The organism is Microcystis aeruginosa LEGE 91341, assembly GCF_015206885.1.
Lineage (GTDB): Bacteria > Cyanobacteriota > Cyanobacteriia > Cyanobacteriales > Microcystaceae > Microcystis > Microcystis aeruginosa_H.
Genome location: NZ_JADEXY010000043.1, coordinates 1 through 25,215, shown reverse-complemented (window position 1 = coordinate 25,215; position 25,215 = coordinate 1). Strand labels below are relative to the sequence as shown.

The 25,215-nt window shown below is 42.9% G+C and carries 25 protein-coding genes, 1 tRNA gene and 2 pseudogenes; 6 read left to right on the top strand and 22 right to left on the bottom strand.

The features are described 5' to 3' along the window. Positions 1-221: 221 nt before the first annotated feature. The 4 genes from IQ234_RS08760 to pilM all read right to left on the bottom strand — a co-directional run bounded on the left by IQ234_RS08760 (position 222) and on the right by pilM (position 5,060). Positions 222-2,315 (bottom strand): secretin N-terminal domain-containing protein, encoded by a 2,094-nt coding sequence (locus IQ234_RS08760; protein ID WP_193956807.1) that lies wholly within the window; start codon positions 2,313-2,315, stop codon positions 222-224. Between the two features lie 73 nt (positions 2,316-2,388). Beyond that, positions 2,389-3,162: a pilus assembly protein gene (locus IQ234_RS08755; protein WP_193956806.1), complete on the bottom strand. Its 774-nt coding sequence runs from the start codon at positions 3,160-3,162 to the stop codon at positions 2,389-2,391. Beyond that, a complete protein-coding gene (locus IQ234_RS08750) occupies positions 3,159-3,929 on the bottom strand; it encodes a PilN domain-containing protein (protein WP_193956805.1) in 771 nt (256 codons plus the stop codon). Before IQ234_RS08750 ends, IQ234_RS08755 begins: the two co-directional genes overlap by 4 nt. Before the next feature lie 9 nt (positions 3,930-3,938). Continuing rightward, positions 3,939-5,060 (bottom strand): type IV pilus assembly protein PilM, encoded by a 1,122-nt coding sequence (gene pilM / locus IQ234_RS08745; protein WP_193956804.1) that lies wholly within the window; start codon positions 5,058-5,060, stop codon positions 3,939-3,941. 868 nt (positions 5,061-5,928) lie between these two features. On the opposite strand from pilM, the gene ilvC reads away from it, so the two are divergent. Continuing rightward, positions 5,929-6,921: a ketol-acid reductoisomerase gene (gene ilvC, locus IQ234_RS08740; RefSeq protein ID WP_193956803.1), complete on the top strand. Its 993-nt coding sequence runs from the start codon at positions 5,929-5,931 to the stop codon at positions 6,919-6,921. 103 nt (positions 6,922-7,024) lie between these two features. Here the strand turns inward: ilvC and IQ234_RS08735 are convergent, their stop codons facing one another. Beyond that, positions 7,025-7,813 (bottom strand): ECF transporter S component, encoded by a 789-nt coding sequence (locus tag IQ234_RS08735; RefSeq protein WP_193956802.1) that lies wholly within the window; start codon positions 7,811-7,813, stop codon positions 7,025-7,027. A 304-nt stretch (positions 7,814-8,117) separates the two neighbouring features. On the opposite strand from IQ234_RS08735, the gene IQ234_RS08730 reads away from it, so the two are divergent. Then, positions 8,118-8,402 (top strand): hypothetical protein, encoded by a 285-nt coding sequence (locus IQ234_RS08730; protein WP_104395732.1) that lies wholly within the window; start codon positions 8,118-8,120, stop codon positions 8,400-8,402. A gap of 63 nt (positions 8,403-8,465) precedes the next feature. Continuing rightward, positions 8,466-9,242, top strand: a complete 777-nt coding sequence (locus tag IQ234_RS08725) for a M48 family metallopeptidase (protein WP_193956801.1) — start codon at positions 8,466-8,468, stop codon at positions 9,240-9,242. A 443-nt stretch (positions 9,243-9,685) separates the two neighbouring features. On the opposite strand, the pseudogene IQ234_RS21080 reads toward IQ234_RS08725, so the two are convergent. The 9 genes and pseudogenes from IQ234_RS21080 to IQ234_RS08680 all read right to left on the bottom strand — a co-directional run. Next, a pseudogene (locus IQ234_RS21080) lies at positions 9,686-9,997 on the bottom strand (hypothetical protein); the annotation flags it as partial. Beyond that, positions 9,996-10,262, bottom strand: coding sequence for a type II toxin-antitoxin system RelE family toxin (locus IQ234_RS08715; RefSeq protein ID WP_193956799.1), 267 nt, complete (start codon positions 10,260-10,262; stop codon positions 9,996-9,998). The pseudogene IQ234_RS21080 and the gene IQ234_RS08715, both read right to left, overlap by 2 nt. After that, positions 10,259-10,468 (bottom strand): hypothetical protein, encoded by a 210-nt coding sequence (locus IQ234_RS08710; protein ID WP_193956798.1) that lies wholly within the window; start codon positions 10,466-10,468, stop codon positions 10,259-10,261. The genes IQ234_RS08715 and IQ234_RS08710 overlap by 4 nt, the downstream gene beginning before the upstream one ends. Before the next feature lie 430 nt (positions 10,469-10,898). After that, positions 10,899-11,270, bottom strand: coding sequence for a putative toxin-antitoxin system toxin component, PIN family (locus IQ234_RS08705; RefSeq protein WP_193956797.1), 372 nt, complete (start codon positions 11,268-11,270; stop codon positions 10,899-10,901). Then, positions 11,248-11,484: a type II toxin-antitoxin system VapB15 family antitoxin gene (gene vap15 / locus IQ234_RS08700; protein WP_193956796.1), complete on the bottom strand. Its 237-nt coding sequence runs from the start codon at positions 11,482-11,484 to the stop codon at positions 11,248-11,250. Before vap15 ends, IQ234_RS08705 begins: the two co-directional genes overlap by 23 nt. Before the next feature lie 418 nt (positions 11,485-11,902). Further along, a complete protein-coding gene (locus IQ234_RS08695) occupies positions 11,903-12,199 on the bottom strand; it encodes a helix-turn-helix domain-containing protein (RefSeq protein ID WP_002731911.1) in 297 nt (98 codons plus the stop codon). Further along, positions 12,192-12,584: a type II toxin-antitoxin system RelE/ParE family toxin gene (locus IQ234_RS08690; RefSeq protein WP_002775262.1), complete on the bottom strand. Its 393-nt coding sequence runs from the start codon at positions 12,582-12,584 to the stop codon at positions 12,192-12,194. The genes IQ234_RS08695 and IQ234_RS08690 overlap by 8 nt, the downstream gene beginning before the upstream one ends. A gap of 251 nt (positions 12,585-12,835) precedes the next feature. After that, positions 12,836-14,461 (bottom strand): GUN4 domain-containing protein, encoded by a 1,626-nt coding sequence (locus IQ234_RS08685; protein ID WP_228008431.1) that lies wholly within the window; start codon positions 14,459-14,461, stop codon positions 12,836-12,838. Between the two features lie 3 nt (positions 14,462-14,464). Beyond that, a complete protein-coding gene (locus IQ234_RS08680; RefSeq protein WP_193956795.1) occupies positions 14,465-14,992 on the bottom strand; it encodes a hypothetical protein in 528 nt (175 codons plus the stop codon). 89 nt (positions 14,993-15,081) lie between these two features. On the opposite strand from IQ234_RS08680, the gene IQ234_RS08675 reads away from it, so the two are divergent. Then, positions 15,082-15,888, top strand: a complete 807-nt coding sequence (locus tag IQ234_RS08675) for a hypothetical protein (protein ID WP_193956794.1) — start codon at positions 15,082-15,084, stop codon at positions 15,886-15,888. A gap of 54 nt (positions 15,889-15,942) precedes the next feature. Here IQ234_RS08675 and IQ234_RS08670 read toward each other — a convergent pair whose 3' ends face one another. From IQ234_RS08670 to IQ234_RS08660, 3 genes are all read right to left on the bottom strand, one after another. Then, complete coding sequence (locus tag IQ234_RS08670) at positions 15,943-17,367, bottom strand: AAA-like domain-containing protein (RefSeq protein WP_193956793.1); 1,425 nt, start codon at positions 17,365-17,367, stop codon at positions 15,943-15,945. Positions 17,368-17,556: 189 nt separating this feature from the next. Continuing rightward, on the bottom strand, positions 17,557-17,904 hold the full coding sequence (locus tag IQ234_RS08665) for a YkgJ family cysteine cluster protein (protein ID WP_193956792.1): 348 nt from the start codon (positions 17,902-17,904) through the stop codon (positions 17,557-17,559). Between the two features lie 262 nt (positions 17,905-18,166). Then, positions 18,167-18,238: transfer RNA gene (locus IQ234_RS08660), tRNA-Val, on the bottom strand. Between the two features lie 81 nt (positions 18,239-18,319). Here IQ234_RS08660 and IQ234_RS08655 point away from each other — a divergent pair. Beyond that, entirely contained in the window at positions 18,320-18,856 is a 537-nt protein-coding gene (locus IQ234_RS08655) for a metal-binding protein (protein ID WP_002788443.1), read from the top strand. 76 nt (positions 18,857-18,932) lie between these two features. Here the strand turns inward: IQ234_RS08655 and proC are convergent, their stop codons facing one another. The 4 genes from proC to pipX all read right to left on the bottom strand — a co-directional run bounded on the left by proC (position 18,933) and on the right by pipX (position 21,698). Further along, positions 18,933-19,745, bottom strand: a complete 813-nt coding sequence (proC, locus tag IQ234_RS08650) for a pyrroline-5-carboxylate reductase (RefSeq protein WP_043997650.1) — start codon at positions 19,743-19,745, stop codon at positions 18,933-18,935. Positions 19,746-19,869: 124 nt separating this feature from the next. After that, on the bottom strand, positions 19,870-20,442 hold the full coding sequence (locus IQ234_RS08645; protein WP_002788446.1) for a cell division protein SepF: 573 nt from the start codon (positions 20,440-20,442) through the stop codon (positions 19,870-19,872). A 320-nt stretch (positions 20,443-20,762) separates the two neighbouring features. Continuing rightward, entirely contained in the window at positions 20,763-21,422 is a 660-nt protein-coding gene (locus IQ234_RS08640; protein WP_193956791.1) for a YggS family pyridoxal phosphate-dependent enzyme, read from the bottom strand. 3 nt (positions 21,423-21,425) lie between these two features. Beyond that, entirely contained in the window at positions 21,426-21,698 is a 273-nt protein-coding gene (gene pipX, locus IQ234_RS08635; protein ID WP_106908753.1) for a transcriptional coactivator PipX, read from the bottom strand. Between the two features lie 507 nt (positions 21,699-22,205). On the opposite strand from pipX, the gene IQ234_RS08630 reads away from it, so the two are divergent. Next, positions 22,206-23,747 carry an NAD(P)H-quinone oxidoreductase subunit N gene (locus IQ234_RS08630; protein WP_193956790.1) on the top strand — a complete coding sequence of 514 codons (1,542 nt, stop codon included), beginning with the start codon at positions 22,206-22,208 and terminating at the stop codon, positions 23,745-23,747. A 99-nt stretch (positions 23,748-23,846) separates the two neighbouring features. Here IQ234_RS08630 and IQ234_RS08625 read toward each other — a convergent pair. Further along, a pseudogene (locus IQ234_RS08625) lies at positions 23,847-25,088 on the bottom strand (N-6 DNA methylase); the annotation flags it as partial. Between the last annotated feature and the right edge of the window lie 127 nt (positions 25,089-25,215).

The window sequence follows — 25,215 nt, the reverse complement described above, 5'->3', positions numbered from 1 at the left end:
AACTGATAACGGAATATTTAGACTGGCGAAGTCGGCTCTATCTTATTATTAGACTAAATCTGTTGAGTATAGGCTAGTTATGAGGAGAGGCACTCATGCAAGAGGCAAAAGCTTCAGAAACTGATAACTGATAACTGATAACTGAAAAAGCTGATTACTGATAACTGAAAAAGCTGATTACTGATAACTGATAACTGATAACTGATAACTGAAAAAGCTGATTACTGTCGCGGTTGTACGGGGAAACCTTGACGCTGAAGCATTTCCGCCGCATCTTGGCCCGGTTGATAGTTGATACCGAGGGTAGAAGTGGCCGAATCTTCGATGATTTTGGGAGTGAGGAGAATAATTACCTCACTGCGACTATTCTGATTAGTCCGACTGCGGAATAAAGCTCCTAAAATGGGAATATCGCCTAAAATCGGCACTTTTGACTCAGAACTCTGTTGGCGTTCTTGGATAATGCCAGAAAGAATTAAACTCTGTCCATCCCGGAGACGAACTAAACCGGATAATAATTCCCGGGTAATCAAAGGAGTCAATGTGTTGAATGTCTCCCCACCGCTATTAAATCGAATCGGGGGACCGGGTTGGGCAATTGTAGGGGCGACATTTAAACTGATGTAACCATTATCGTCAATTTGATTCACATCGACGGTTAAGGTCAGTCCAGCATCACCAAACACAGGAGTTGTAGTTCTCTCATTGCCATTGCTATTGGTATCAATTGTTGTTGTAACACTGACCAGCACTTTCTCGGTTAGTTTCACCACTGCCTGTTGACCTTCCTGCACTACCAGCGAGGGATCGGTGAGAATCTTGGCATTTCCTGTCTGAATTGACGCTTGCAGAGTCATCAGGAATCTTTGGGGATATTGGAATAGACCGGGTAGCGCAAAATCCCCTCCATCCTGATCTGTTGCACCAGGTTGAAAGGGGTTATTGAATCGCCCAAAATTGGGACGGGCAAAATCAGATAAATTACCATTAGGGAGTCGTCCTTGGAGGACATTACTAAAAGGAGCATTTTGAACATCAAAAAAAGGTGCTAGTTCTGCTTCTCCACTCCCTGATATGATATTCCCAATAGGCACAACAGGCTGTGCAAAAGCCCCCGCTTGGGATACAGTTGAGCTAGTGGGTGGGTTCATATTGCCAAAGTTCAGCACTGCCGCCCCGTTATCTTGAACGAAGAAACCATCGTTAAAACCGAAGGAAAAACTACTGCGAAATTCGTCCGTATTGAGCAGGTTAACATCGATAACTTTGACATTAACCACCACCTGACGGCGACGGGCATCCAGTTGGGTTAATAAAGAGGTGGCGATCTGTACTTGTCGGGGTTCGCCGATTAAATTAATAGAATTAAGGCGCTCGTCGGCGGCAATTCTTAAACCAGTTAAAAGTAGGGCAGCTTTTGAGCCTTCCGTTTTTTGGGGTGCCAGTGGCTCTAGCGTGGGAGGAATATCCCGGCGGCCGATGACTCGTCCGGTGAGGGGATCGACGATATTCTCGGTTTGGGTAACTAAACGCTGGTATTCTGCCCCTTGGGTGGCGAGGAAAGTGGCGGCGGCGACAGCTTTAACTTGATTGAGGCGCAGGGTGCGGCTAATCAGATTACGAGCGCCTTGGGGTAATTGCGCCCCGACAAAGATGGTTTTACCCTGACGGTTGGCCTGGAGTCCAGAAATTAACAAGACGGCGTTAAAAATGTTTTCCACCGATTCGTCAGTAAATTCTAAGGAAACTGTCTGAGAGGTGGCGTTAGCTTCCCCCTGGGCGCTGGTGAAAACGACGTTATAACCGGCAATGTTAGCAAGGGTCATTAAAACTTCTCTAGCAGAAGCTTCCCGCAGTAAAATGCGAGGTACGGTGATATTACGCTCGAATTTGACTTTTTCGGCACTAGCATCGATGTTAGAGATGGCAATATCTCCCACCGGTGGGGCGACGGCCCGGGGTAGGGTGGGAGCGCCGGGTGCTTGAGGTATGCCTTGAATGATAATTTCGGGATTGGGGACAAGGGGCGCACTTTGGGCGAGCAGTTTTTCACTGGCTAAAATGCGATCGCTAATTTCCTTTTGTACAGCTGCGCTGGAAGGGACAAGCTGATTTGGCGATTTTTGTAAAGTTTCTTTACTAAACTCTTGCAAAAACTTGCCCTGAGCCAAGTCGAAGGGTTCAATTTTTGATGTACGGGATTTTAACTCTGAACCATGGAAGGAAAAGGGGGTTTCGGCCAATACGCTCAGGGGAGCCATCAATAAAAACGAGGCAATTGGGGGGATAAACAGGGCATAGCGGGACAGATTCACTTTAACTTCACTCCTCAACGATTACGCGATTCAACGGACAAAAAACACAATACTCACACCGGATGGAAGACTATTATTGGGACGGACTAGCGGGGGGTTGACCTTCAGGAGGTGGGGGTGGTGCTAACTTGGCTAATTCGGCGGCACTGAGAGGAATAATCACATCGAGAAGAAAGGTGGTAGTCACGGGTTTATCGCCTTGGGGAACGATAGTGGCTTTATTTTTGCCGGTACTAACCACTTTAACCGTCGATCCTTGCTTTTCCATCTGGGTATTGAGACTGTTCAGCAAAATGAGCGGCTGTAATCTTTCTAAATCCCGAATAACCTCTTGAGTTTTGGCATAGTTCCCTTCCATCTTGACGTTAAAAGTTTGACGTTTGAGCTTATTATTAACTTCACTACCGAGGGAACCATCGGAGACTACCACCGGTTCTAATCCTTGGGGTTGAAAACTAACCAGCTTAACATCGCGAGACTTAAAGATATTACTAACATCTAAAAGAATAGTGCTTAAGTCCCTTTCTTTAGCAAAAAGCGAGAGAATTTTCTGTTTAATAGCTTTTTGTTGTTGTAACTGACTCTCGATTTTTTGGAGTTCTGAAAATTCGAGACGGCTTTTTTGTTGATCTAGTAGTTGTTTTTTGTCGGCTGCATCGGTTTGCAGTTGCTGCAAGGTATTATAAGCGGGCATCACCCAGTTAAAAAGCAGATAGAGGGAGCCAAGTAAACCTAGCATAGCGGCAGCGATGCCACTATTACGGGGAGTAAAAGTTATCCCGAAAGCGATAGGATACTCCTCAAATTCCTCTAATTTCAGCTTCTCAAATTCTTCGTTAAAGGTCATGGTTGAATGGCTCCTTGGTTTTTGAGAGTATTAATCCTGGTGATAACTCCGATCGCTCCATTCCGGGCAAGATTGGGCAGTTGTTGAGTGGTGGGAGTATCACTTAATTGGGCAGTGATCACAAATTGAACCACTTGGGGGAAAGTAATATTAATATTTTTGTACTGATTGTTCACCTCTACGGGTAAATCGGCCAGGGCAGCACTTTCGATCACCGTTTGCTTACCCTGCAAAAAAGGAGAAGCTTGTAGGGTTAAGAGATAATCATTGACTGCTTCGTAATTACTGGCAAAACCACTGATTTTTAAGCGAGTAGCCGGATTGGGTTGCCCTTGATTGGGGTTCGCGGGAACCTCCACCTGTTGCACACTATTTAACTGCACAGTAGAAGGAGTTTGTTGGCGAATTTCTTGGAGAATGGCTGACCAAGGCCTAATCTGATTGAATACACCCACCAGAGCTTTATTTTCTGCTTCTACCGCCTTTAGTTCCCCTCTGATGTCTTCTAGTTTTTTACTTTGGACTTGTACTTGACCTAATTCCCCGTCCAGTTGCTGAATTAGGGCCTGAGTTTCGCCAGTTTTCCAACCGACGGTTAAACCGAGTAATCCCGTTAGTACCAATAATCCGGCCCCCACTCCCACACCGAGGAACAGAGGTACTTGTTTACTCAGGTTAATAACCGTGGAAATCTCGAAGTTAGAGGTTGTTTGGACTGTTCGGTTAAGATGGCGATCTTTGAGAAAATTAACGTCAAGACTATACATAATTTTTGTCTATACCTCCCGCAATCCTAAACCGAGAACTGTTCCTAATCCCGGTCTTTGGGTATTAGGAATCTCTTGATTGATATCTAAGTTCAGGGCTGCGATCGGATCGATGGGCATGGTAGGGATGCTGAGACGTTGAGTAAAATATTCATCTAGTTGCGCTAAACCGCCCCCGGGACCTGCTAAAAGTAACTGGACAATTTCCATTTCCAGTTCATCACTTTGGTTAAGATAGAAATTAATTGATCGCCGCAATTCATCGGTTAATTCCCCTAAAACCCGCATCAGTGCCGCAATCCCGGCGGTAGTAAAGGTTCTGGAAGCACCGGTATTGGTGCCAAGACTATCAAAGGCAGTGGTCGGGATTGTCATCCCCAAAAGAATCTCAGGACTGCGGGAACTGGGCAAATTCATCGCCCTGGAAATGGCATTTTGTAACTGGAAAGTGCCGATGGGGACAGTGCGGGAAAATTGGGGAACGCCTTCCACCACGATGGCAATTTCCGTGTTATCAAATTCTATATCGACAATAACGGTAGCTTCATTGGAACTAAACTGTCGCAACTGATCTCGAATCGTCCGAATTAGGGCAAAACTATTAATTTCTAGCACATCTACCTCTAATCCTGCCCGTTGCAGGGTTTCCAGATAGGCATCGGTGATCTCCCGACGAGTAGCTACCAGCAAAACCTGCACCTTTTCGATCCCATCTTCATCCTGAAAGTAGCCCAGTTTTTGGTAGTCGATATCCACTTCCTCCCGCGGATAGGGAAGGTATAAATTAGCTTCATGATTTAAGACCAGATCGCGCAATTCCTCCTCGTCCAATTCCGAGGGAATAGGGATAATCCGGATAATTGACTCGCGCATGGGGACAGCAGTAGCGACTCGTTTTCTAGTAATTTTATTTTCCTTGAGGACTTCTTGGATTAATTCCGCTAAAGCGACGGGATCGACGATTTTTCCCTCCTCAAAGATGCCTTCTGGGATATCCGACGAACAATATTTAACTAATTTATAATTTTGTTTCTGTTTGGCGATCTGAGCCACGTTAAGGCACTCTGGGGTAATCTCTAACCCAATACCTTGAGTTTTTTTTGTCAATAGCTTCTTAAAAAAACTTACCATACATTTTCCGGGGCAGCTCTAAGGGAATTGGTGATCAACAAAGCCAATAATCTTGATCTTTTCACCTGATTTTATCTAGTATCGATCAAGGCAGTAAATCAGTCTATAAACGATCCTAACTGGGTAATTTACCCAGAACAGGTGAAAATCGAGGGGGAGAGAAGCTATTTCTGCACTAATATTAACCTGATTATCTGTGTTCAGAGCGAGGTTAATCTTGACTGGGTGAGGGGAGAGGAAGCACCTATTGTTGACATCCTCGCCGCCCTAAAAGTGCGGCGATTCCTAAACCTCACGATTTAAGTTTCTGCTTCCACCACCGTCGCATACCACAGTTAAAAAACTATGTACTGTCTTACACAGAGTCCACAGACTTTCGCCCCATTTCAGAAGCCCGATTCCGTGTGTCCCACGGTACGTTGACCGCCTATAGCTTCTTGTACTTGTTGCGCGCGACTTTTTACCCGGCCAAGCTTTTCTGGTCGGAACCCCCTAAGTCTAGTTTTCAAGGTGCTGCGCCGTCCACTTGGTTTTCGAGACTGGCCTTTTAATTCTAACGTAAAGCCAACCTAGAACGGCGGGGTTTCAGACCCAAAATTTCCGATGATGATATTGTAATCAATTTTGGTGAAAGAACCAAGTCCAAGCTAAAAATTGGCCATTACCCCCCCCTTTTTTTTCTGCTCCACTAGATCAAGTCAGCTTTCCCTAGTTAGAGTACCCAAATAGATCGAGAAAAATTCAAATTTTCTCGACACTATTTTTTCTTGACTCCTAGAAATAGGCGATCAAAGGCTTCTGACGGGCGTTATTTTCGCGTATAATTAGGAGTTTGCACAGTGACAAAAGAAGTTAAGGAGCGAGTTCGATGGCACGAATGTACTATGATGAGGATGCCAATTTAGATTTATTAGCGGGAAAAACGATCGCTATTATTGGTTATGGTTCCCAGGGTCATGCCCATGCATTAAATCTCAAGGATAGCGGCGTTAATGTGATTGTTGGTCTATATCCCGGCAGTAAATCGGCCATCAAAGCCAAAGAAGCCGGTATTCCGGTTTATGACGTGGCCGAAGCCGCTAAAATTGCCGACTGGATCATGATCCTCTTACCAGATGAAGTGCAGAAAACGATTTATATCAACGAAATTGCCCCGAATTTAAGCGCAGGCAAGGTGTTATCTTTTGCCCACGGCTTTAATATTCATTTCGGCCAAGTGGTTCCTCCAGATAATGTCGATGTGGTTATGGTTGCCCCCAAAGGACCTGGCCATCTCGTCCGTCGCACCTACGAACAAGGTCAAGGGGTTCCCTGTTTATTCGCCGTCTATCAAGATGCTACCGGCCAAGCACGCGATCGAGCGATGGCCTACGCTAAAGGTATCGGTGGTACTCGGGCCGGGGTTTTGGAAACCACTTTCCGCGAGGAAACAGAAACCGACCTTTTTGGCGAACAGGCAGTATTATGCGGCGGTTTAAGTGCTTTAATCAAAGCTGGCTTTGAAACCCTCGTGGAAGCTGGTTATCAGCCCGAATTAGCCTATTTTGAGTGTTTACACGAGGTAAAACTGATCGTCGATCTGATCGTCGAGGGCGGTTTGGCCAAAATGCGCGATAGTATTTCCAATACAGCCGAGTACGGTGACTATACTCGTGGTCCGCGGGTGGTGACGGAAGCGACTAAGGCCGAAATGCGGAAAATCCTCGGGGAAATTCAATCGGGACAATTTGCCCGAGAGTTTGTCCTCGAAAATCAAGCCGGTAAACCGGGTTTCACCGCTATGCGTCGTCAAGAAGCAGAACATTCGATCGAAGAAGTCGGCCAGGATCTGCGGGCGATGATGAGTTGGCTAAAACGCTAGTTCGCTTTTTTTTCGGTGGCGGGTTGGGTGCGACTCCGGAATTCTTGCCGTTGAGTCCGCCCCGACACCCGACCCCCCACTCCCCAAAGGGAAAACTTCCTATTCAGTAGATCGCCTCCCGTGATTTGACCAAACCGATCGCCCGTAAACCGGCAATGACACCACAACCGATCACCATACCGACGAGGGAACGAATCAGATTTTCTATGGGAACGATCCCAATTAAAGCGAGCCAGACTTCTTCGGGCCAGTTAAAAATCGAGTAGGTAATGGCGACGGCCCCTAAATGGGAGAGGCCGCTGGCGGTCCAAGTCCCGCCAAAAATTCCCGCCGCTACTAGGACAAAGTTACTACCTTTGATCCAATGGGTAAAAAGAGTCCGGGTTGGTAGGATAAATAATACCAAAGCCGACCAATCGACGAAAGCCCCGGCAATAAAGACTCGTGGCGAAATACCGTTCAGTCCGATCGCCCGGTTAGCGTAGATAAACAGGGGAATCAGAAAAATTAACGTCAATCCTAACCACCAATAACGGCGTTTTTTGCCTAAAACCATCGTTCCCGCCACAAAACTGGCTATAATCGCCCCAAAGACCGAAATAGCGGGAATTCCTGCCGTGTAGGGGGCAAGGAAAGCCCCAATTAAGGACCCAATACCACTAGCAATCGCACCAGCGATCGGGCCGAGTAACCAACCCAAGAGGGGAAAAACCGCTTGACTGAGGGGCATACTACCGCCGGAAGCGAGGACAATGGAGAAAGGAATAAAAGAAAGGGTAGTGACAATGGCCGCCAAGACGACAATATAGGCGATCGGCGCACCATCAATAGCGGCACTACTGACAGCTTCCACTTTGCGTTCTTCCCCTTCGGGGATAATATCTAGGGTCATAGATGAAAGGGTAATTCTAACTTTTCTATAATCCTCTGGTTTTGTCCGCTTCGGGCAGTTATTGACCAACGTTATAGCAGCGGATTTGAGCAAGCGGAAAGGTGGCGGTCGGCGCATCCCCAACGGTGTGCGCTTCTGTGGGCATTTCCTGTGCGATATTTTCCTTGGCCAAGAATCTTAATGATATTTTAAGATTTTTTAAAAAATCGTCCCTATCGGAGATGAACGTAATATTCTATAGGGGAGCGAGTATAGATTCTTATTCCCGTTCGATCGCGCCCCAATTCTCTGGAGATCAGCACCCATGCTTACTTTGCTCCGTTCTCTGCTATTTTCCACCCTATTAAGTTTTGTTGCTCCCGTCCTCCTGGTGGGTTCGATTTTAACTGCTTTATTGGCCACCAGTCACGTCCCCGGCTTTACTTGGGTTTGTCAGGCGGGTTTTAGCCAAATCCTGCAATTTTTAACCATTTTCGGTGACGGTTATCCCCTACAAGGAATGTTAACCATCGCTGTTACTTTTGCTTTTGTTGGCAGTTTATTCGATTTATTTAACTTTTACGTCTATCAAACCAATCGGGGACAGTAACAGACAAAGGGTGATAGGGACTGTCTAGAATGGGAATGAGGTTTTTATGGGATCGAATCGTCTATGCGCCCTATTTTCTACCGTTTTTGGCTATTAACAATAATTTCTCTGCTGCTCAGCCTGAGTATCGGGATTATCAATCCCCAAACCAGTTTCGCGCTCTCGTGGATGGATTTACTTTTTCGGGGTGTGCAAGTTATTCAACTCTCCACTATTTCTCCTCAGCAGGAAGTCGCCATCGGTAGGCAGATTAATCAAGGTTTATTAGAATCAGGTAAGGTGAAACTGTCCCAAGATGCCAGAATTAACCAATATGTCCACGAAATCGGGCAGCGATTAGCATCAACTAGCGATCGCCCTGACATGCCCTACACTTTTCAAGTGGTGCGCGACAATAGCATTAACGCCTTCGCAACTATGGGCGGATTTGTCTATTTACACACGGGATTGATTAAAACTGCTGATAATGAGGCGGAATTAGCCAGCGTGATTGCCCATGAAATCGGCCATATCGTCGGTCGTCATTCTATCACCCAATTACGCAATACTGCCCTCGCCCAAGGACTTCTCGGTGCGGCGGGATTAGAGACAAAAACTTGGGTACAATTGGCGGTTAATCTCGCCTACAGTTTACCAAACAGTCGCAAGGATGAATTAGAAGCGGACCGACTGGGTTTAAAAAATTTGGCCAAGGCTGGTTATGAACCCACGGCGATGATCTCCTTTATGCAAAAATTAGCACAACAGGGGGGTTCTACCCCGACAATTCTCAGCACCCATCCAGCTACAAATGATCGCATTGTGGCACTGCAAAAACAGCTTAATTCGGTTAATAACTAGGGTTTGCTGAATAAATCTAAAAACCTTGTTGGATAAGGTTTTTAGACTTTTTTTCCCTCAAAAAGTACCGACCATTGCAGTGATTGGGGGGGAAATTCAGGTACTTTTTCCCTGAAAATTAGGTAATTGACCCCCTCAAAATCGGTAAAACCCTACAATATCAAGCTAAACTAGATTATCAGATCGAAGACTACTTGGCTCTCTTAGGTTCGGTGAGTAAAATGTATTCTAAGATACAGTCTTGCTGGCGAGCGAGTGGAAGGAACCACAGAGACACAGAGGACACAAAGATTGATCGCTTCTATAGTAAGTTAAACTGATCATACAAAGAATAAGAGAGCCCGTTGGGGAACCCTTTGGTATTTTATCCATGACTACAATGCACAGCAAACCAAAGGATTAAGCCGCCATCACTACTACCGAATCACCACCTCAAACAGGAACTAGAAACCTGTTCCAGATTGCATTTGTTCTTGAAAAAGATTTTGAAATGGCTCAGTATTTTTCCAACGATAGGTATAGTCATTTCAATTAAGATTGAGAATATCAATGCCAGAGTTCATAAGGGTTTTATCGGTCTAGTCTGTATCAGACTTATCTGAAATGACTATATTAAAATCTCGATAATCAACGGCAAGAATTTCACCTGAACCTAATTCTTCTGCTAAAATAACCAAAGATGCGTCGGCTAAATCCATTGGCAAATATCTATATTTTTGCATCAGTTGTTCAGTGTGTTGGCACTGCTTAGTTTTAGGGAAAAAATCTATAAATTTCTCTTCTGTGTAAGAATCGACTAAAGATCAGTTTATCGTTAATAATTGCAATACCAATGGGATAATTTCCTATTTTGATACGATAAAAACCCTGATAACCTTTAAGCTTTTTGAGGTTTTTTATATCATCCAGTGTTTGAGCTAATTTGCATTCATTGACAACAGTTTTGATCTCAGATAATAGTTTTTGATCCTTAATTTTTCTTAAGTCTTTGGAGAATTTGGCTACAAATTGAATTTTCATTCAACTTCTCCATTGAGAATAGCAAAAACTTCTTCTTCTGGAACAAATTCACCATTTAATCCTTCCGTAATAGCATTAGCTAAACCAATATCTTCTAGAGCTTCGATAACAATTTCATAAAATAGTTCCCGTTTGTTTTGCCTCATTTCAATGAGGATTTCGGTTAGGATTTCTTTGGTTTTTTCTTCGGTAATAATTGATGACATTACGGTTAGTCCTTTGAATTATGAATTATAAATTATGAATTATGAATGGGGAGCGAGGTAACAGGTAACAAGTCAGAAATCGGCGTACTTCATGACTTTGGAGACCACTATATATATTACAGTTTACAGTAACCCACCATATCAAGTTGGCTGGTGCGTTACATTAATATTAACACACTTTACGAGATCGGCGATCGCACTTAGATTAGGATTTATTTCGATACATGACCTGGATACTTACACTAGAGTTTGCTACAGCTTGGGGAGTGACTAAGACTTTTATATTCTGACCTAATGCTACTAGAAAGCTAAACATGGGAGCATCTCACCTTAGTGAAACCCAAGACTTTTAAATAATTGGGTTGGGTTTCGTTCCTCAACCCAATCTACAGATTACTAAAAATTGTTGATAAGTAACAATTTTAGTTATTCAAAATTGTTGCAAAATTAATAAATCTTGATCGCCCGTAATTAAAAAGTCAGCTTGACTATCTTTGGCTAAGGCTAAAAGGTAGTTATCTTTAGCGTCTCTACAGATATTAATTTTTGATTTAGTCTCAATACATAACCCAATTATGTTTAAAAATTCAAGTAACTCTTGAACTTTACTTTCGGGAAAATGCTTTTGTAATTTTGGTCTTTTGGTAACAAGGTTAATTTCATTAAGTAGCTGTGGAGAAAAAATCGGCACAAGAGTTTTTTCAGTCAGTAGATATTGTAAACTGGCTAACTGTTTACCAATAAGAAAGCTAATCCAAAGGTTAGTATCAATAATAACTTTAATTGGTGGCTTGTTGTCCATAAATTTCAGCCCTAACTTCCTCCACTTCTTCGGTAATTATCTCTAGGGAAAGCTCATCAGTTTTAAAGGTTTCTAAAAGTTGGGTTAATTTGTGATTTAAAGTTTCTTTTTCGAGTTCTTTACTGAGTTGTATTTTGTCACTTTCTGGGAGTTGTTTAACCAAATCTAAAATCTGGTCAAAGTTTAAGGTTAGTTGGTAAGTTTTTTGGTTCATTTTCTCAAATTATTGTTTATTGATAAAGCGAGGTGTTAGGTATCGAGTTCTGTGAAAAGCTGATGTTTCCGTGAGCAAAACCCCTAAAATTGGAATTGACAAAAAACCTGAGATTGTTATATTCTACAGGTAACAAGCTTTTGCACGAAAGAGCCACACCCCACGCACCAATTATATCATTCATTCTGCCTGAATATCAAACAGGAACTAGAAACCTGTTACTAGGGAGAGATTGCTACGGGGGGATATTCGGTAGCAGTTAAATAATCATAATAAAAACCACAGAGGACACAGTAGAGGCTCTTGTCGGGTGCGTTAGTGATAGCATAACACACCAATTTTCTTAAGATGGTGCGTTACGGCGCGATCATAGTTTAATTATTAACAAATTTCCTTTAAATACGCGCAAACACGCACCCTACAAGCTACTAACAAGGCTCATTTTGACTCGTTGATTAAGGGCAGTGGCAATTTTTTGTAGCATTATTAGGGGATTGTCTTGATAGTCAGCGTCTTCTAGATCTTCAATAACGGATTGCTCAACATGGATTAGGTCGGCTAGTTGTTGTTGAGTTAATCCAGCATTCATACGAGCGTCATAAATCAATTGTGCGATTTCTGAGTTGAGGGATTCTAGGGCAATTTGTTCTTTGATTGTGGGATCGTCTGCAATCATTTGGTGAATGATTTTTACGGCATCTGTGGTTTTAGGCATTGTTTATTTCTCCTTGATAAGTATGAAGTTCTGGATTTTGTTTAAATTGTGCTTTTCTTTGGATAATTCTCTCGATGTCTTGTGAGGGAACGGCGGAAGTTTTTTTGATAAGAGCATGACCAATAATTGCTATATTTTGACCATGATAAAAATAGAGGATTCGATATTGTATGGTTCCCTGTTTGGCTCTAAGCTCCCAGATATCATTTCTGAGATAATCAGCAGCAGGGCGGCGCAGTTCATGACCTTGTGCGGCAAGTTGTTCGATTTTGGTTATACATTTGGCAAATCCTTTTTTATCAGTTTTGAGTAATTTCTGAAGCCACTCAACAACAGGTGAGATGCCTTCTGCTTCTTGATAAAAGATGATTTTTGTCTTTGGCACGTTTCTTTTGAAATAGTATGCGATGAAAAATCAATAAATGCAATCAGGTGATGGTGATGGGTATCGAATTGCTGGATAGCTCATAACCTCGTTGAAAAGAATTATGCGATCGCCCCTTGTTTATCTCCTAAATTAAACTTAGAAATTCCGCGATAATAGACATCAACATCGTTAAGTATCGAGTTCCCCAAAAGCTGATGTTTCCGTGGGCAAACCCCCTAAAATTAGACTTAACAAAAGACCTGAGATTGTTATATTCTACAGGTTACAAGCTTTTGCACGAGAGAAGGATGAATCGGTACCCCGGCGTCTTGCCCCGGTACCAAATACCAGTAGATAAGGTTTCCACCATATGGCAGAATACCGGTAAGGTTTCCACCATATGGCAGGTGCGCCTTGGGGGCTTCATCACTATAGGTAAGGTCAGAACTATACAACCAACTCCCTCCTTTTCTCCAGCCGACGCGATCGCCGAACTTGTTCCACACTTCCCCATTATACTCTCTCGTGCCACCGAGACTCTCATAGATTTCTCTCTGAACGCTGAAGCCGAATTTACCTTTACTAGCTGACAACCAAAGCTGGTCAATCATGCGTAAATCTTCACAGGAAAAGTTGTCAATATCTACATCTCTGAACCACCCTTCCTTTTCCCTCTTAGCAGCTTGAAGCATCGCCCTAGTTGTTTCCTTATCTGCTTCTTTCCATTTCTTTGCTGCTAGTAGGTCTCGCAGGTTGGTATAATTCACTCCTGTTGACCTCGATATAAGAGTAGTTCCTGGCTTGAGGACAGGTGAAGGGTTCGGTTTTGGCGTTGGTACAATAGCAATAGATGGGCTAGGTTTAGGAACAGGTGAGCTAGTCACAGGAGGAGGTGAAGGGGTTGGTTTTGGCGTTGGTACAACAGCAGTAGATGGGCTAGGTTTAGGAACAGGTGAGCTAGTCACAGGAGGAGGTGAAGGGGTTGGTTTTGGCGTTGGTACAACAGCAATAGATGGGCTAGGATTGGGAATAGGTGAGCTAGTCACAATAGGAGGGGTTGTTTCAGTCTTTTGATTAAAAGCAAATTCTCCTATTAAAGAAGATGAAGTCCAAGGAACTTGATAATTATTAGTATTTTGGGCAACATCAGAGCGTACTTTGCGCAGCATTAAATCCACTTCCATATTGGGAGTTTTAATATATTTCAATAAATAGGAAGTAAATAATCCATTCCGTCCAGTACCATCACTAGCGACTTTTCCCGGTGCAGTAGCAAAAGCAATTAAAGTTCCTGATACTGCTTGTAATGGTGCTGTTAATCCCCTGCTAGATGAACGCCAAAATTTACGAAAAGGATTATCGCGACAAGCATCTAAAATCACAATATTAATTCGATTGCCTGCATCTTCCATTCTGCCGAGTATTTTCCCCAAAGGCATTGACTCATACTCAACATCTTTTTTATATTTAATCTGAGCATTAACAGGAATAAGATAATTTTCTCCTTCTACCTCCATTCCATGACCTGCATAATAAAATAAACCGACGTAACCTTGATTAATTCGAGTGGTAAACTGATCGAGAGCATCATCCATTTGTCGTTTAGAAGAATCCTTGAGCAAAATTACCTCAAAACCTAATTCCTTCAAAGCATTAGCCATATCTGTGGCATCATTAAGGGGAGTTTTTAGTTTTCCCACTGTGTAATTAGCATTACCAATCACTAACGCGATTCTTTGCTGCTGTTGTGTGTTTGGACGATTTTGGGTAACAGCTTGATTGATGCCCTTAAATGGCAAAAATTTGCCTCGCTCAGGAGACATCCACATCGCAACACTTAGGATAGTTGTTGTGATGGTTAAATAACCCAGAAGTTTAAGACGAGAGATAGACATAATTTATTTTTTTGGCATAGTAAAAGCTTCTAATGTCATTTTTTGAGGCGAGTTAAAACTAATTTTAGATAGTACATGAACCTTGTCTTTGATATTAAGTAGCTTTCGTAATTCTTCAGGTGTTAATACCCTATTTAAGTTGACTTTAGCCGACTGGGGAGGATTTTGTAACCTTAAAGCCGTGACAGGAACTCCAGGCCAAGTTTTAACATAACCTCGGATACGAGAAGGAAGAGGTTCACCCTCAATCCAGACATCTCCTTCAAATTCTATCGATTTAACTTGATTCAGAGGAACCGTTTCTGAATCACCCCCCGCCGACAGCCTCAAACTTGCCTGATTAAAAGCTGTTAACCGTCCCGTCAGAGGATTTCCCCGCTTGAGTACCACCGTCGCCTTATCTGGTACAGCCACCTCTAACGCCGTTTCCTGACTGCGGACAGAACCCTGAAGCCATTCTAACCGCCGATCGCTTGCTACTCCCAGCAACAGCAAAGAGAAAATACTCCCCCGCAAAATAGCTTTCATCATCCGACTTAACCCCTCAATATCGAAATAAATAAGAGATGATAGAATTTTAACATCTCCCTTTTCACTTCAACCATCCCAAGCAGTTTGTCATGACTGATCCCGACAATTCCTCAGAATTTAATCCTCTCGGTAAACTAATTAGTGTATTGGTTTTATTAGCCGCTGCTCTTTACTTTACCGGCTGGATTTATCGCTGGGCATACTTTAGCTTTTTTCATCTCGAAGTTACGACTCTGAGTCTTCCTAACGAATCCTTTTATTTTGCCGCTTTTCAAACATTTTTTGGAGACCTTTGGGCAATTCCTAGAAAAATCCTATTTTTATTGGTGATTATAGGTGCTACTGTCATCACCTTTGCTGGACAAAGATGGCTGATAAAATATCTGAAAAGATTACCGATTGCTTTGAGTAAATCCCAAGCTAAGATCGTTAATTTTTTATCATCCCTATTGAATGAATTTATTATCGTTATTTTTGTACTGATGGCTCTTTTTTGGCTGGCAACCTGGCAAGCAAAAGATGATGCTTGGAAAGATGCTGTTAATGAAACTTCTTCTTTACCGATTGTCACGATTGTTATGCCTCAAGATGCCAGTTTAGGACGAAAACTTAACAATCCTTTAGAAAGTCGTTCCACAAAAACTAACCTACCTAATTTTAGGATTATCGGCGATCTTCAATCCTACAAACGTTTATTAGATAACGAACTTAACGATATTAGTAACCCTGATAAACCGAGAATTTGGCGACTGTTGCTCAAAGGCAATGGTTATTCCTATATTTTCCCAGCGTTACCAAAAAAAGAAGCTAAATTAACCTTTCCGGTTGTCATGGTTTATGAAAGAGATAATGGCGTTCAATTGACAATTCTTAATTCTTCCCTCTCCCAACCCTAGCATCTAAAACATAGAATGTATTCTATGTTAGTCGAGCGCCTAACGGACGATAAACTAAATAGCATAGCGACTTTTTTCGGAAGTATCAAAGTGAGCAAGCGTAATTTTTTTGGCGAGGAGAGAAGTTTTTTGCGGCAAAAAAACAGAACGTTGCCGGAAATATTCGCCAAAATATTGACGGTAGAGAGGACAACTGACTCGGCAAAACTTACCTTGTCGGTGAATCAGTCCGAGACTTTCTAGGTGAAAAGCGGCAATTAAATCAATTTCTATGTCTTTTTCTGCCATCACTACCTTAGCAAAGATAGCCGCTAAATTGCCCTTTAAGTATTGCAGATGCGAAAGTAAACGTTTAAGATGATCTGCAAAAATATTATTTTCCTCGTCGATCGAAGTAGCTAGAATGGTTTCTAGGGTACAATTGCCGCGAGCAATATAATAGCAAGCAAGACGAATTAAATAGGGATTACCCCCTAGAAATATCCGTAATTTTTCACAGTCAAAATTCTGATCTAATCCCTGTCTTTGACTTAATTCTCGTACTTGTGCGCTGGTAAAATTAGGCAATTTGATCGGTAAACCAAGACTGAAAAGGGATTGATAGATATCTGAGGTTTTATCAAGCTCCTGTGCAGGGGAATAGGCAACAATTAAACGTAATTTTTGCCAGAGGGGTTTGTTTTTGCCTTCCTCGTGCCACAGGTGCAGAATACTAAAAAATTCTTCCCTTAGCTGTGGATAGGGGAAAAGATATTCAAGATCATCAAAGGCAATCACTAAAGGACGATCAAGATGGGAGAGAATATGCTTTTCTAGATAGATTTTACAGTTAATTTTACCACCTAAGAAGTCATCCCAATCCTCTGGGAGATGATTATCTAAATCTAACTGGCGACTAATACTAACACAAAGCCAACGCAGCCAGTGATTTAAGTCTTGAAAAATTGATCTTTCTGCTAACCGAAAACTGAAATAAAGTGTATGGTATTGCTGTTGTTGTGCATGATTAATAATTCTGGTTATCAGGGAAGTTTTTCCCATTTTTCTGGCCGCATTAATCCGGATCAGACTCCCCCCGCGCAAAATCTCTTGATAACAAGTCTGTTCCAGATTATTTCTGTTAATATAAAAGGAGGAATTGAGGGGGACTTGTCCCTCTGGTAACTCAGGCAATAATTGAGGATTAATAGTATCAGTTTCTGGTAAGTTAGGACGATAATAATCGCTATTTTCTAAAGTTAAATTAAAAGCTTGAAAACAATGTTTTAGGGTTTGTTTATCCACTCCCGATTCACAAGCAAATACCTTCATCAGAGTATCTACCCCTAAAAGAGTTTTCTCGCTGAGAACTTCTAGGGTGAAGCGATAACCGCAATTATCCCGATATTCCGCTTCTTGTTTAGCAGTAAGTATTTTTTCTAGTCCCGTGGGGGTGAGGATAACCCCGCGTCTGCGGCGCTGTTTTTCTGGTTTTTTCATGATAGTTTTTCCCTGTCCTGAACTCAAACTCTGCACCTCTAGAGGTTTTGAGTTTCCTATAGACTTCTCCTCAACAGGGAAACAATCAATTCCGTAATTTTACTGGTTTAGCCATCGAGAAGCTAGGGAAAATAACCAGACCACTTATTTTCTTCTCCGTCTGAGTTATTTCTAGGATAGGGGTAAATCTTAGCCTACTTGCTGACGATAGCTATTCATTTCTAGGCTATCTTCCCCATAAAGATCCTCAATGTGTTCATGACAGCAATCGATCGCAAATTGCTCAAATTCTCTCGGTTCAATTTGATACATTTTGGCAAAAATATCGGGTTGAACACGACAAAATTCTGGTCTTTGGTCATAAATGGTACAGAGACGGGTTTGGCGATCGAAGTTTATACACCAACCATCTTCCCCCACCATGCTGAGATATTGACTTAATTGTGCGGGGGTAAGATATTCTTCTAAGTCAGGACGCTCATCGGGATTTAGTTGACAACAAGCTCCACAATTTTTAATACATTTCCAATTGATCATATAACCGGTGTGCCGCGATGAGTTAATCCTAGTAAGTAGGTAGGTGTTAAAAACTGCCAGATACCCCCCTTATCAAGGGGGGATTAAGGGGGGATCGAAGACAAAATCTATCTTCTATTTAATTAAAACCAGTTACTGACCTACTAACTAGCTTACTACCAATTAGTCCCAATTTTGCCTGCCAGCAGCAATCCCCCTTAATAGTTTTAATCTCAATCTGCGATCGAGAGTGAAAGCTTGACGAGGCAAGAATCTAATAAAATGGGCGTTGTAAGGGTCGAACTTACGGCATCCTGCTTGTAAGGCAGGCGCTCTACCACTGAGCTAAACGCCCGAATCAATTTCGCACTTTCTCAGCATAACATATATTTTCAAAAAAGTATATTATTTTTTTGAGTAAGTTAATTTTTTTCCGATGCCCTCTGGCCGAACTCACGATCGCATTACCCTAATTCTCTTGCCACCGATTGCGGGGGCGAGTTTTTTGGTCAGTGGCAGTGGTAAATTAACCCTGTTACTCTTGGCCAGTTATTTGTTTAGTGGATTCCTGTTTGGACCGGATCTTGACATCCACTCGGTACAATACAAACGTTGGGGTTATCTGCGCTGGTTGTGGCTACCCTACCGTTCTATGATCCGTCATCGCGGTTGGTTATCCCACGGTTTATTGATCGGCACAATTTTTCGGTTATTTTATCTTGGTAGTTTTCTTTTACTAGCAGCGATCGTCATCATTCCGATCCTGCAAAGTTTCTGGGGTATAGACTGGGATTGGCGACTGTGGCCGCAGCAAGCGATCGCATTATGGCAACAGTATCCCCGGGTAGCGATCGCTATTTTCCTGGGTTTAGAATTGGGTGCGATGAGTCATAGTTGTAGTGATTGGATCGGATCGGCCTATAAACGTTCTCGAAAAGTGGCTCAAAAACCGGTAAAAAAGAAAAAACGATAACTTTTTCTGGACAAGAATTGCTGCGTATCTGATCACAGATCGACACATCAGTTATGGGTTAAAAAAGATACCAAGACTACTTTTCGGAACTACGCCCTAAATCTTTAGATCTATGATAGGCCGCCACTACTGCCTCGATAATAGTGGAGCGAAAAGAGCCTTTTTCTAATTGTCTCACCCCGGCAATCGTAGTTCCCCCCGGGCTAGTGACGCGATCCTTTAATTCTCCCGGATGTATGGCCGATTCTTTTAATAGGGTTGCCGTCCCTAACACTGTTTCTATGGCCAATTGAGAGGCGATCGCTCGCGGTAATCCGGCCGCCACACCACCATCGCTTAAAGCTTCCACCATCAGGGCCACAAATGCTGGGCCAGATCCCGATAATCCCGTTACCGCGTCCATCAAAGCCTCGGGAACTTCCACCACCGAACCGACCGCAGCAAAAATATCTCTGGCTACGGCCAGATGTTCCGGTTCCGCATGACGACCAGATGCGATCGCTGTAACCCCTTGTCCCACCGTGGCTGGGGTATTGGGCATCGTCCGGATTACGGGGCGATCGGGAAAGCCCATTTCTAAGCGATTGAGGGTAACTCCCGCTAAAATCGAGATAATTAGGGGTTTTTCGGGTATTCCCAGCAAGCTATTGACTACTTGCTCTAAAATTTGCGGTTTTACGGCTAAGATTAACACCTCAGTTGCTCTAGCGGCTTCCCGGTTATCCTCGCTGACTTGCACTCCGTAGGTATTAACCCAAAAGTTGCGCCGTTGGGATTGGGGTTCACTAACTAACACCGTTTCCGGACTATAAATATTTTTTTTTAATAAACGGCTGAGAATGGCCTCGGCCATCACTCCACCGCCAATAATTCCTAAACGAATAGACACAGTATTTTTTAAAGTAAACAGTAAAAAAGAGATATTTAGCTATCCTACCAAGAAAAAACCCATCCTCTCGATAATCGATCGATTTCTAGCTTCGACAAACTTGACGAGAGGACTATGGAAGGATTCATTGAGCTAATCGACTGCTTTCGGCTCCCCAAGCAGGTGCGGAGGAAACGGGACGGGCCATTTTCGGGTTATCAGCGATATCGTGAATAGTTCCAGAAAGGGTGCTAACTTTAACGCAGCTGGGGGTAAACAGGAAAATACTCTCACCGATGCGTTCTTGATGACCATCAATTGCATAGGTGCCACCAGCGACAAAATCCACGGCTCTTTGTGCTTCTTCGGGATCCATGACGTTGAGGTTTAAAACCACCGATTTGCGTTCTCTCAGGGTTTGGATAACTTGGGGCATTTCCTCGAAGGAATGGGGCTCGATCACGACCACTTCTGCATTATTGTTGTTAATACCTGGCATACCGATCACGTTGCTTCTGTTGAGTCCCATAGATGTGGCTGTATTGAGATTTAAAGGTTCGCGTTGACGACGATTAAGGGGTTCTTCTTCTTCGTTTTGATCTTTCTCTTGGGGGGAAAACTGTTCCCAGTTCATTTCTTCGTAGTCGGTTTCATCTTCGTCTTCCGGTTGTTCGGAGATACCGACAAAATCTTTGAGCTTGGTAAAAATGTTGTTCACAGTCTAAGTGTCCTTCAAAAGATTTTTTTGGGTGGTCTTGTCTAGAGTCGGGGTTATTTATTGGCCTTTAACAATTTTCGCTCTCATTTGGTACAGGGGAACTATTTTGTTAATGGTTCGTCATTTTAGTCGTCTGGGGGAAGCGGTTAGTTCCCTCTTTTCAGGTATCAGTTATCAAGGGATAGTTTTCAGGGATTGGGAAAAAGTCAATTCCTCATTTCTAACCACCAGTTTCTAGACTAGACGCTGTAATTTTAAGATATATTATCACCAATTATTAATTTTTCTAGGGGTTTTTTCTGTAAATTTACGGAGATGGTTTAGTAAATGCGATCACCAAAGATGCCAGTTCCCACCCGGATCAAAGTGGCTCCGGCCTTGACGGCCAGAGGATAATCGTTAGACATCCCCATGGATAGATGGGGCAGGCATAAACTAGAGCTATTCTCGATTATTTGGGCTAAATCGCTGGTTTTTTCAAAGGCGGCTAACTTTTCCCCAGTGGATAATCCCTGGGGCAGAATTGTCATCAAACCTTGAATTTTTAGCTGTTGACAGTTGACTAAAGCGGGAAGATCTGCTAGGAGTTCGTCCTTGTCCCAACCGAACTTGTCGGGATCGGGGATAACTTTCACCTGTAGCAAAACTTGGGGATTAATCTCTAATTCTGAGGCCAGGCGATCGAGTCTTTGGGCTAATTTTAAACTATCGAGGGAATGGATTAAATCAAAGGATTCTAGGACTTTGCGGGCTTTATTTGCCTGTAGATGTCCGATAAAGTGCCAAGAAATATCTGGGAGGTCTTTTAGTTCTTGCTGCTTCGAGATTGCTTCCTGTAGCTTACTTTCGGCAAAATCTCTCACTCCTGCTCGGTAAGCTTGACGGATATAATCGCTCGATACCTGTTTACTGACGGCAATTAGACGCGTGCAGGGGGGTAGGGTAAGACGGATGGACTCGATACGACTAGCGATCGTCATGAACTAGACTGAAAAGGTTTGTTGATAAGTTTGGTTGAGACTGTTAAATTCTTGCACATTACTGACCCGTCGCAAATTCCGCAGCCGGTTTTCCACTAAAAGACGAGCATCGGAACGACTAATCGGATCGAACGAGACTTTTTTGGGTCCCACCGTCACCAGAAAAAAAAGACGTTGGGCATAAAGAGTGGTGAATAATTCCCGATGTTCTTCTAATAGACACACTCTGTATAATAGACCGAAAGTAGGATGATTGAGATAGGTTTCGTTACTCATTCAAGCGATCGCTAAAGGAAAAGGATTGAGCAAACTAGAAAGTTTTTCCACAACAAAATCAAGCGGATGGCTCAAAAACAATTGATTTTTCGGGTGTTTCCCCTAGCCTGATTTTACCAGAATCCTTCAATGACAACTAACGATGCTAGTCTATGTCATGATTTCCTGAGTTTTCATTTTTCCCTGTTAACGTGGATACATTTCGGTGACAAGTTGTCACCATCAGAAATTAGCTCTGCTGCAAAAATCAAAGATTTTCCCTTAGCTGAGGAGACTCCGAGACAGGAAGATAAGAAAGACAAGAGAGAACTAAACTAACGATAAAAACTAAGATTATCTCAAATTTATCTGGTTTTTTAGAAATTTTAACCCAATAGCGGCGATCAGTAAACTGAAAACTCACATCTGATCACTGACCACTGATAACTGATCACTGAATCGCTGATCAAATGCCCTAAGCTTGTATTAAGCCTTTTTTAACTTCAAATTCCTTTAACCTCAATCAATATGGATTTTTCTAGTCTTGTTGCCAGTCAGCTAAATGCCGGCGTTATCTGGCCCGAAGGAATCCTGATTATTACCCTGATGGTAATTTTAATCGGCGATTTAATCGTGGGACGGAGTGCCAGAAGTTGGCTGCCCTACGTTGCGATCGCTGGTCTGCTCGCTGCTGTGGTTGCTCTCTACTTTACCTGGGACAATCCGAAACCGGTGGCTTTTTTAGGGGCTTTTGAGGGGGATAATCTCAGTATCGTCTTTAGGGGGATTATTGCCCTTTCTACCGCCTCCACAGTGCTGATGTCAGTGCGTTATGTGGAACAAGCGGGAACCTCCCTAGCGGAATTTTTAGCCATTATGCTCACCGCGACTATCGGGGGAATGTTCCTATCCGGCGCTAGTGAATTGGTGATGATTTTCATCTCCCTAGAAATGCTCAGTATTTCCTCCTATCTAATGACCGGTTACATGAAGCGGGATCCTCGATCGAACGAGGCCGCTTTAAAATACCTGTTAATTGGAGCTTCTAGTTCGGCGATTTTCCTCTATGGTGTTTCCCTTCTCTACGGTTTATCCGGAGGTGAAACCAGTTTAAGTGCCATTGCCCAAAAATTAACCGATGTTAACGGTGGTCAGTCACTGGCCTTGGCGATCGCATTGGTTTTTGTGATTGCCGGTATCGCCTTCAAAATTTCGGCGGTTCCCTTTCACCAGTGGACTCCTGATGTGTACGAAGGTTCACCCACTCCCGTGGTCGCTTTCCTCTCGGTGGGTTCCAAAGCGGCCGGTTTTGCCCTAGCAATTCGCCTATTAGTGACGGTTTTCGGTCTAGTGAGCGAACAATGGCGGTTTATCTTTATCGCTCTAGCCATTTTGAGCATGATCCTAGGCAACGTGGTCGCCTTAGCCCAAACTAGCATGAAACGGATGTTAGCCTATTCCTCGATCGGTCAGGCGGGTTTTGTCATGATTGGTTTAACCGCCGGTACTGACGCGGGTTACTCTAGCATGATTTTCTATCTGTTAATTTACCTGTTCATGAACCTAGGGGCTTTTGCCTGTGTGATTCTCTTTGCTCTCAGAACTGGAACCGATCAGATCGCTGAGTATTCGGGACTCTACCAGAAAGATCCGCTGCTAACCCTCTGTTTAAGCATCTGTCTGCTTTCTTTAGGGGGAATTCCGCCTCTAGCGGGCTTCTTTGGTAAGATTTATCTATTCTGGGCCGGTTGGCAAGCGGGACTTTATGCCCTCGTCCTCGTTGGTTTAGTCACCAGTGTGGCCTCGATTTACTACTATATCCGTGTGGTCAAAATGATGGTGGTCAAGGAACCCCAAGAGATGTCCGACGCGGTGAAAAATTACCCCGCTATCAATTGGACCCTTACTGGGATGCGTCCCCTACAGGTGGGTATTGTCCTCTCCCTAGTGGCCACTTCCCTAGCTGGTATCCTCTCCAATCCTCTCTTTACCCTAGCGACGGATTCCGTCACCACTACCCCCATCCTACAATCGGCAGCCCTGGCGACCCACATTTCCCGAGCGAATTGAGAATCCCTGTTGATTTATCCCAAGTATTCTAGTCCTGTCTTAAGGTTGGGATAAATCAACCACCTTAAGACTTGTTCTAAGCTTAACCTGCTTTTTGCTTTACTCAAATTGGCCAAGTAAAAGACTCATTTCGTTAACAACATTCTCACTTGCTTTTAACGCTTCTTTTCTAATTGCTTGAATTTCAGCCATACTTTTTGCGATTCTCTGCTGTTCAGATTTGGGTGGAATAGGCACTAAAACTTTAGACAAATCATCTACTAAAATAGTAGGAATAGCATGACCTGTCATGTACCTTTTAATCTGACGCAAAAAAAAGTCTGTTCGCATATATACTAATAAAAACAAAGGCTCGACTCCTTGAATATTTCTTAATACTGAAAATCCATTTGAGCAAATTGCCCCGTCTTCATCTTCCGTGATTAGGGCTGTTGCTTGGCGTGGTGTTCCTGTACTTGCTCCTGAAACTGCTGTAATAATATCACCTTTGTACAATCTATAAGTTGCGCGAGATGGAGCCTCATGTGCCTTAATTATTTGTTGGGAAACAACTTGCATTGTACGATAATCAACATCGGAAATGGCGATATATCTAATTTCACTATCCTTGGCTAAACGAAAATCAGCCGCATCTCTCAAAATATCGGTAATTTCACCTAAAGGTTTCGCCCCAATAGATTTTAGATGTTCTAATAATTTTTGGTCATTGGGTAAATAATGTTCGGCATCCAGTCTGGAATTGAGCAGGGTGTTCTTAACTGTATAAATACAATCGCTGTTTTGTGCAAATTCCCCATTGATAAATGACCTAAAAGATTGAGAAATATCATTTATATCATCGTCAACTATTGGCAAACCTGATTTTGTTCGGGCTATAACTCCCGACTCGTTGCGCTTATATATTGTTTGTCCTTTAACGTCATAGCCTATTTTTTTCATTTGTGCCATAAAACAAGAATCATTGTTTGCTGGTAATTTTTGAACCACTAAAAGTGATGTCTTGATTCCTGTACCGTATGGCACGAATGCTTCCGACGGTATGGAAACAACCCCTAATATTTTTGTTTGGGAGCGCAACCAATGGCGAATCGGTCCATTAGAGATATTTTGTAATAGACCATCGGGCAGAATAATCGCCATGCGTCCACCTGCTCGCAATAATTTTATAGATTTCTCAATAAATAAAATATCGGGCGACTGACCCGCTAAAATGGTTGGGGAAACTTCCCAACTATTGGACGCTGATTTATGCCATTTCCGGGCAAGAAGATATGATTGAAGAATTTTCTGGTCTTCTACTTTGCCTTTATTTCCGAAAGGAGGATTGGTCAAGATAACATCAGACCTCCTGCAAAAATAGGAACTGATTATGTAAAATAAAGTAAAACACTCAGAAAAACAATGACTTACGAAAAAGTAAAAAATTTGAATCCAGAAGAGTTTAAACGCTTTTGTGGAGTATATCCTG

Coding starts and splice junctions, on each gene's coding strand:
- IQ234_RS08715 (WP_193956799.1), bottom strand. CDS start 10,262: ATGAAAATTCAATTTGTAGCCAAATTCTCCAAAGACTTAAGAAAAATT.
- IQ234_RS08640 (WP_193956791.1), bottom strand. CDS start 21,422: ATGACGATCGCTAGTCGTATCGAGTCCATCCGTCTTACCCTACCCCCC.
- vap15 (WP_193956796.1), bottom strand. CDS start 11,484: ATGAACCAAAAAACTTACCAACTAACCTTAAACTTTGACCAGATTTTA.
- IQ234_RS08710 (WP_193956798.1), bottom strand. CDS start 10,468: ATGTCATCAATTATTACCGAAGAAAAAACCAAAGAAATCCTAACCGAA.
- ilvC (WP_193956803.1), top strand. CDS start 5,929: ATGGCACGAATGTACTATGATGAGGATGCCAATTTAGATTTATTAGCG.
- IQ234_RS08695 (WP_002731911.1), bottom strand. CDS start 12,199: ATGCCTAAAACCACAGATGCCGTAAAAATCATTCACCAAATGATTGCA.
- IQ234_RS08675 (WP_193956794.1), top strand. CDS start 15,082: ATGACTGATCCCGACAATTCCTCAGAATTTAATCCTCTCGGTAAACTA.
- IQ234_RS08705 (WP_193956797.1), bottom strand. CDS start 11,270: ATGGACAACAAGCCACCAATTAAAGTTATTATTGATACTAACCTTTGG.
- IQ234_RS08750 (WP_193956805.1), bottom strand. CDS start 3,929: ATGTATAGTCTTGACGTTAATTTTCTCAAAGATCGCCATCTTAACCGA.
- IQ234_RS08755 (WP_193956806.1), bottom strand. CDS start 3,162: ATGACCTTTAACGAAGAATTTGAGAAGCTGAAATTAGAGGAATTTGAG.
- IQ234_RS08685 (WP_228008431.1), bottom strand. CDS start 14,461: ATGTCTATCTCTCGTCTTAAACTTCTGGGTTATTTAACCATCACAACA.
- IQ234_RS08670 (WP_193956793.1), bottom strand. CDS start 17,367: ATGAAAAAACCAGAAAAACAGCGCCGCAGACGCGGGGTTATCCTCACC.
- IQ234_RS08630 (WP_193956790.1), top strand. CDS start 22,206: ATGGATTTTTCTAGTCTTGTTGCCAGTCAGCTAAATGCCGGCGTTATC.
- IQ234_RS08730 (WP_104395732.1), top strand. CDS start 8,118: ATGCTTACTTTGCTCCGTTCTCTGCTATTTTCCACCCTATTAAGTTTT.
- IQ234_RS08665 (WP_193956792.1), bottom strand. CDS start 17,904: ATGATCAATTGGAAATGTATTAAAAATTGTGGAGCTTGTTGTCAACTA.
- IQ234_RS08655 (WP_002788443.1), top strand. CDS start 18,320: ATGCCCTCTGGCCGAACTCACGATCGCATTACCCTAATTCTCTTGCCA.
- pipX (WP_106908753.1), bottom strand. CDS start 21,698: ATGAGTAACGAAACCTATCTCAATCATCCTACTTTCGGTCTATTATAC.
- IQ234_RS08680 (WP_193956795.1), bottom strand. CDS start 14,992: ATGATGAAAGCTATTTTGCGGGGGAGTATTTTCTCTTTGCTGTTGCTG.
- IQ234_RS08735 (WP_193956802.1), bottom strand. CDS start 7,813: ATGACCCTAGATATTATCCCCGAAGGGGAAGAACGCAAAGTGGAAGCT.
- IQ234_RS08725 (WP_193956801.1), top strand. CDS start 8,466: ATGCGCCCTATTTTCTACCGTTTTTGGCTATTAACAATAATTTCTCTG.
- pilM (WP_193956804.1), bottom strand. CDS start 5,060: ATGGTAAGTTTTTTTAAGAAGCTATTGACAAAAAAAACTCAAGGTATT.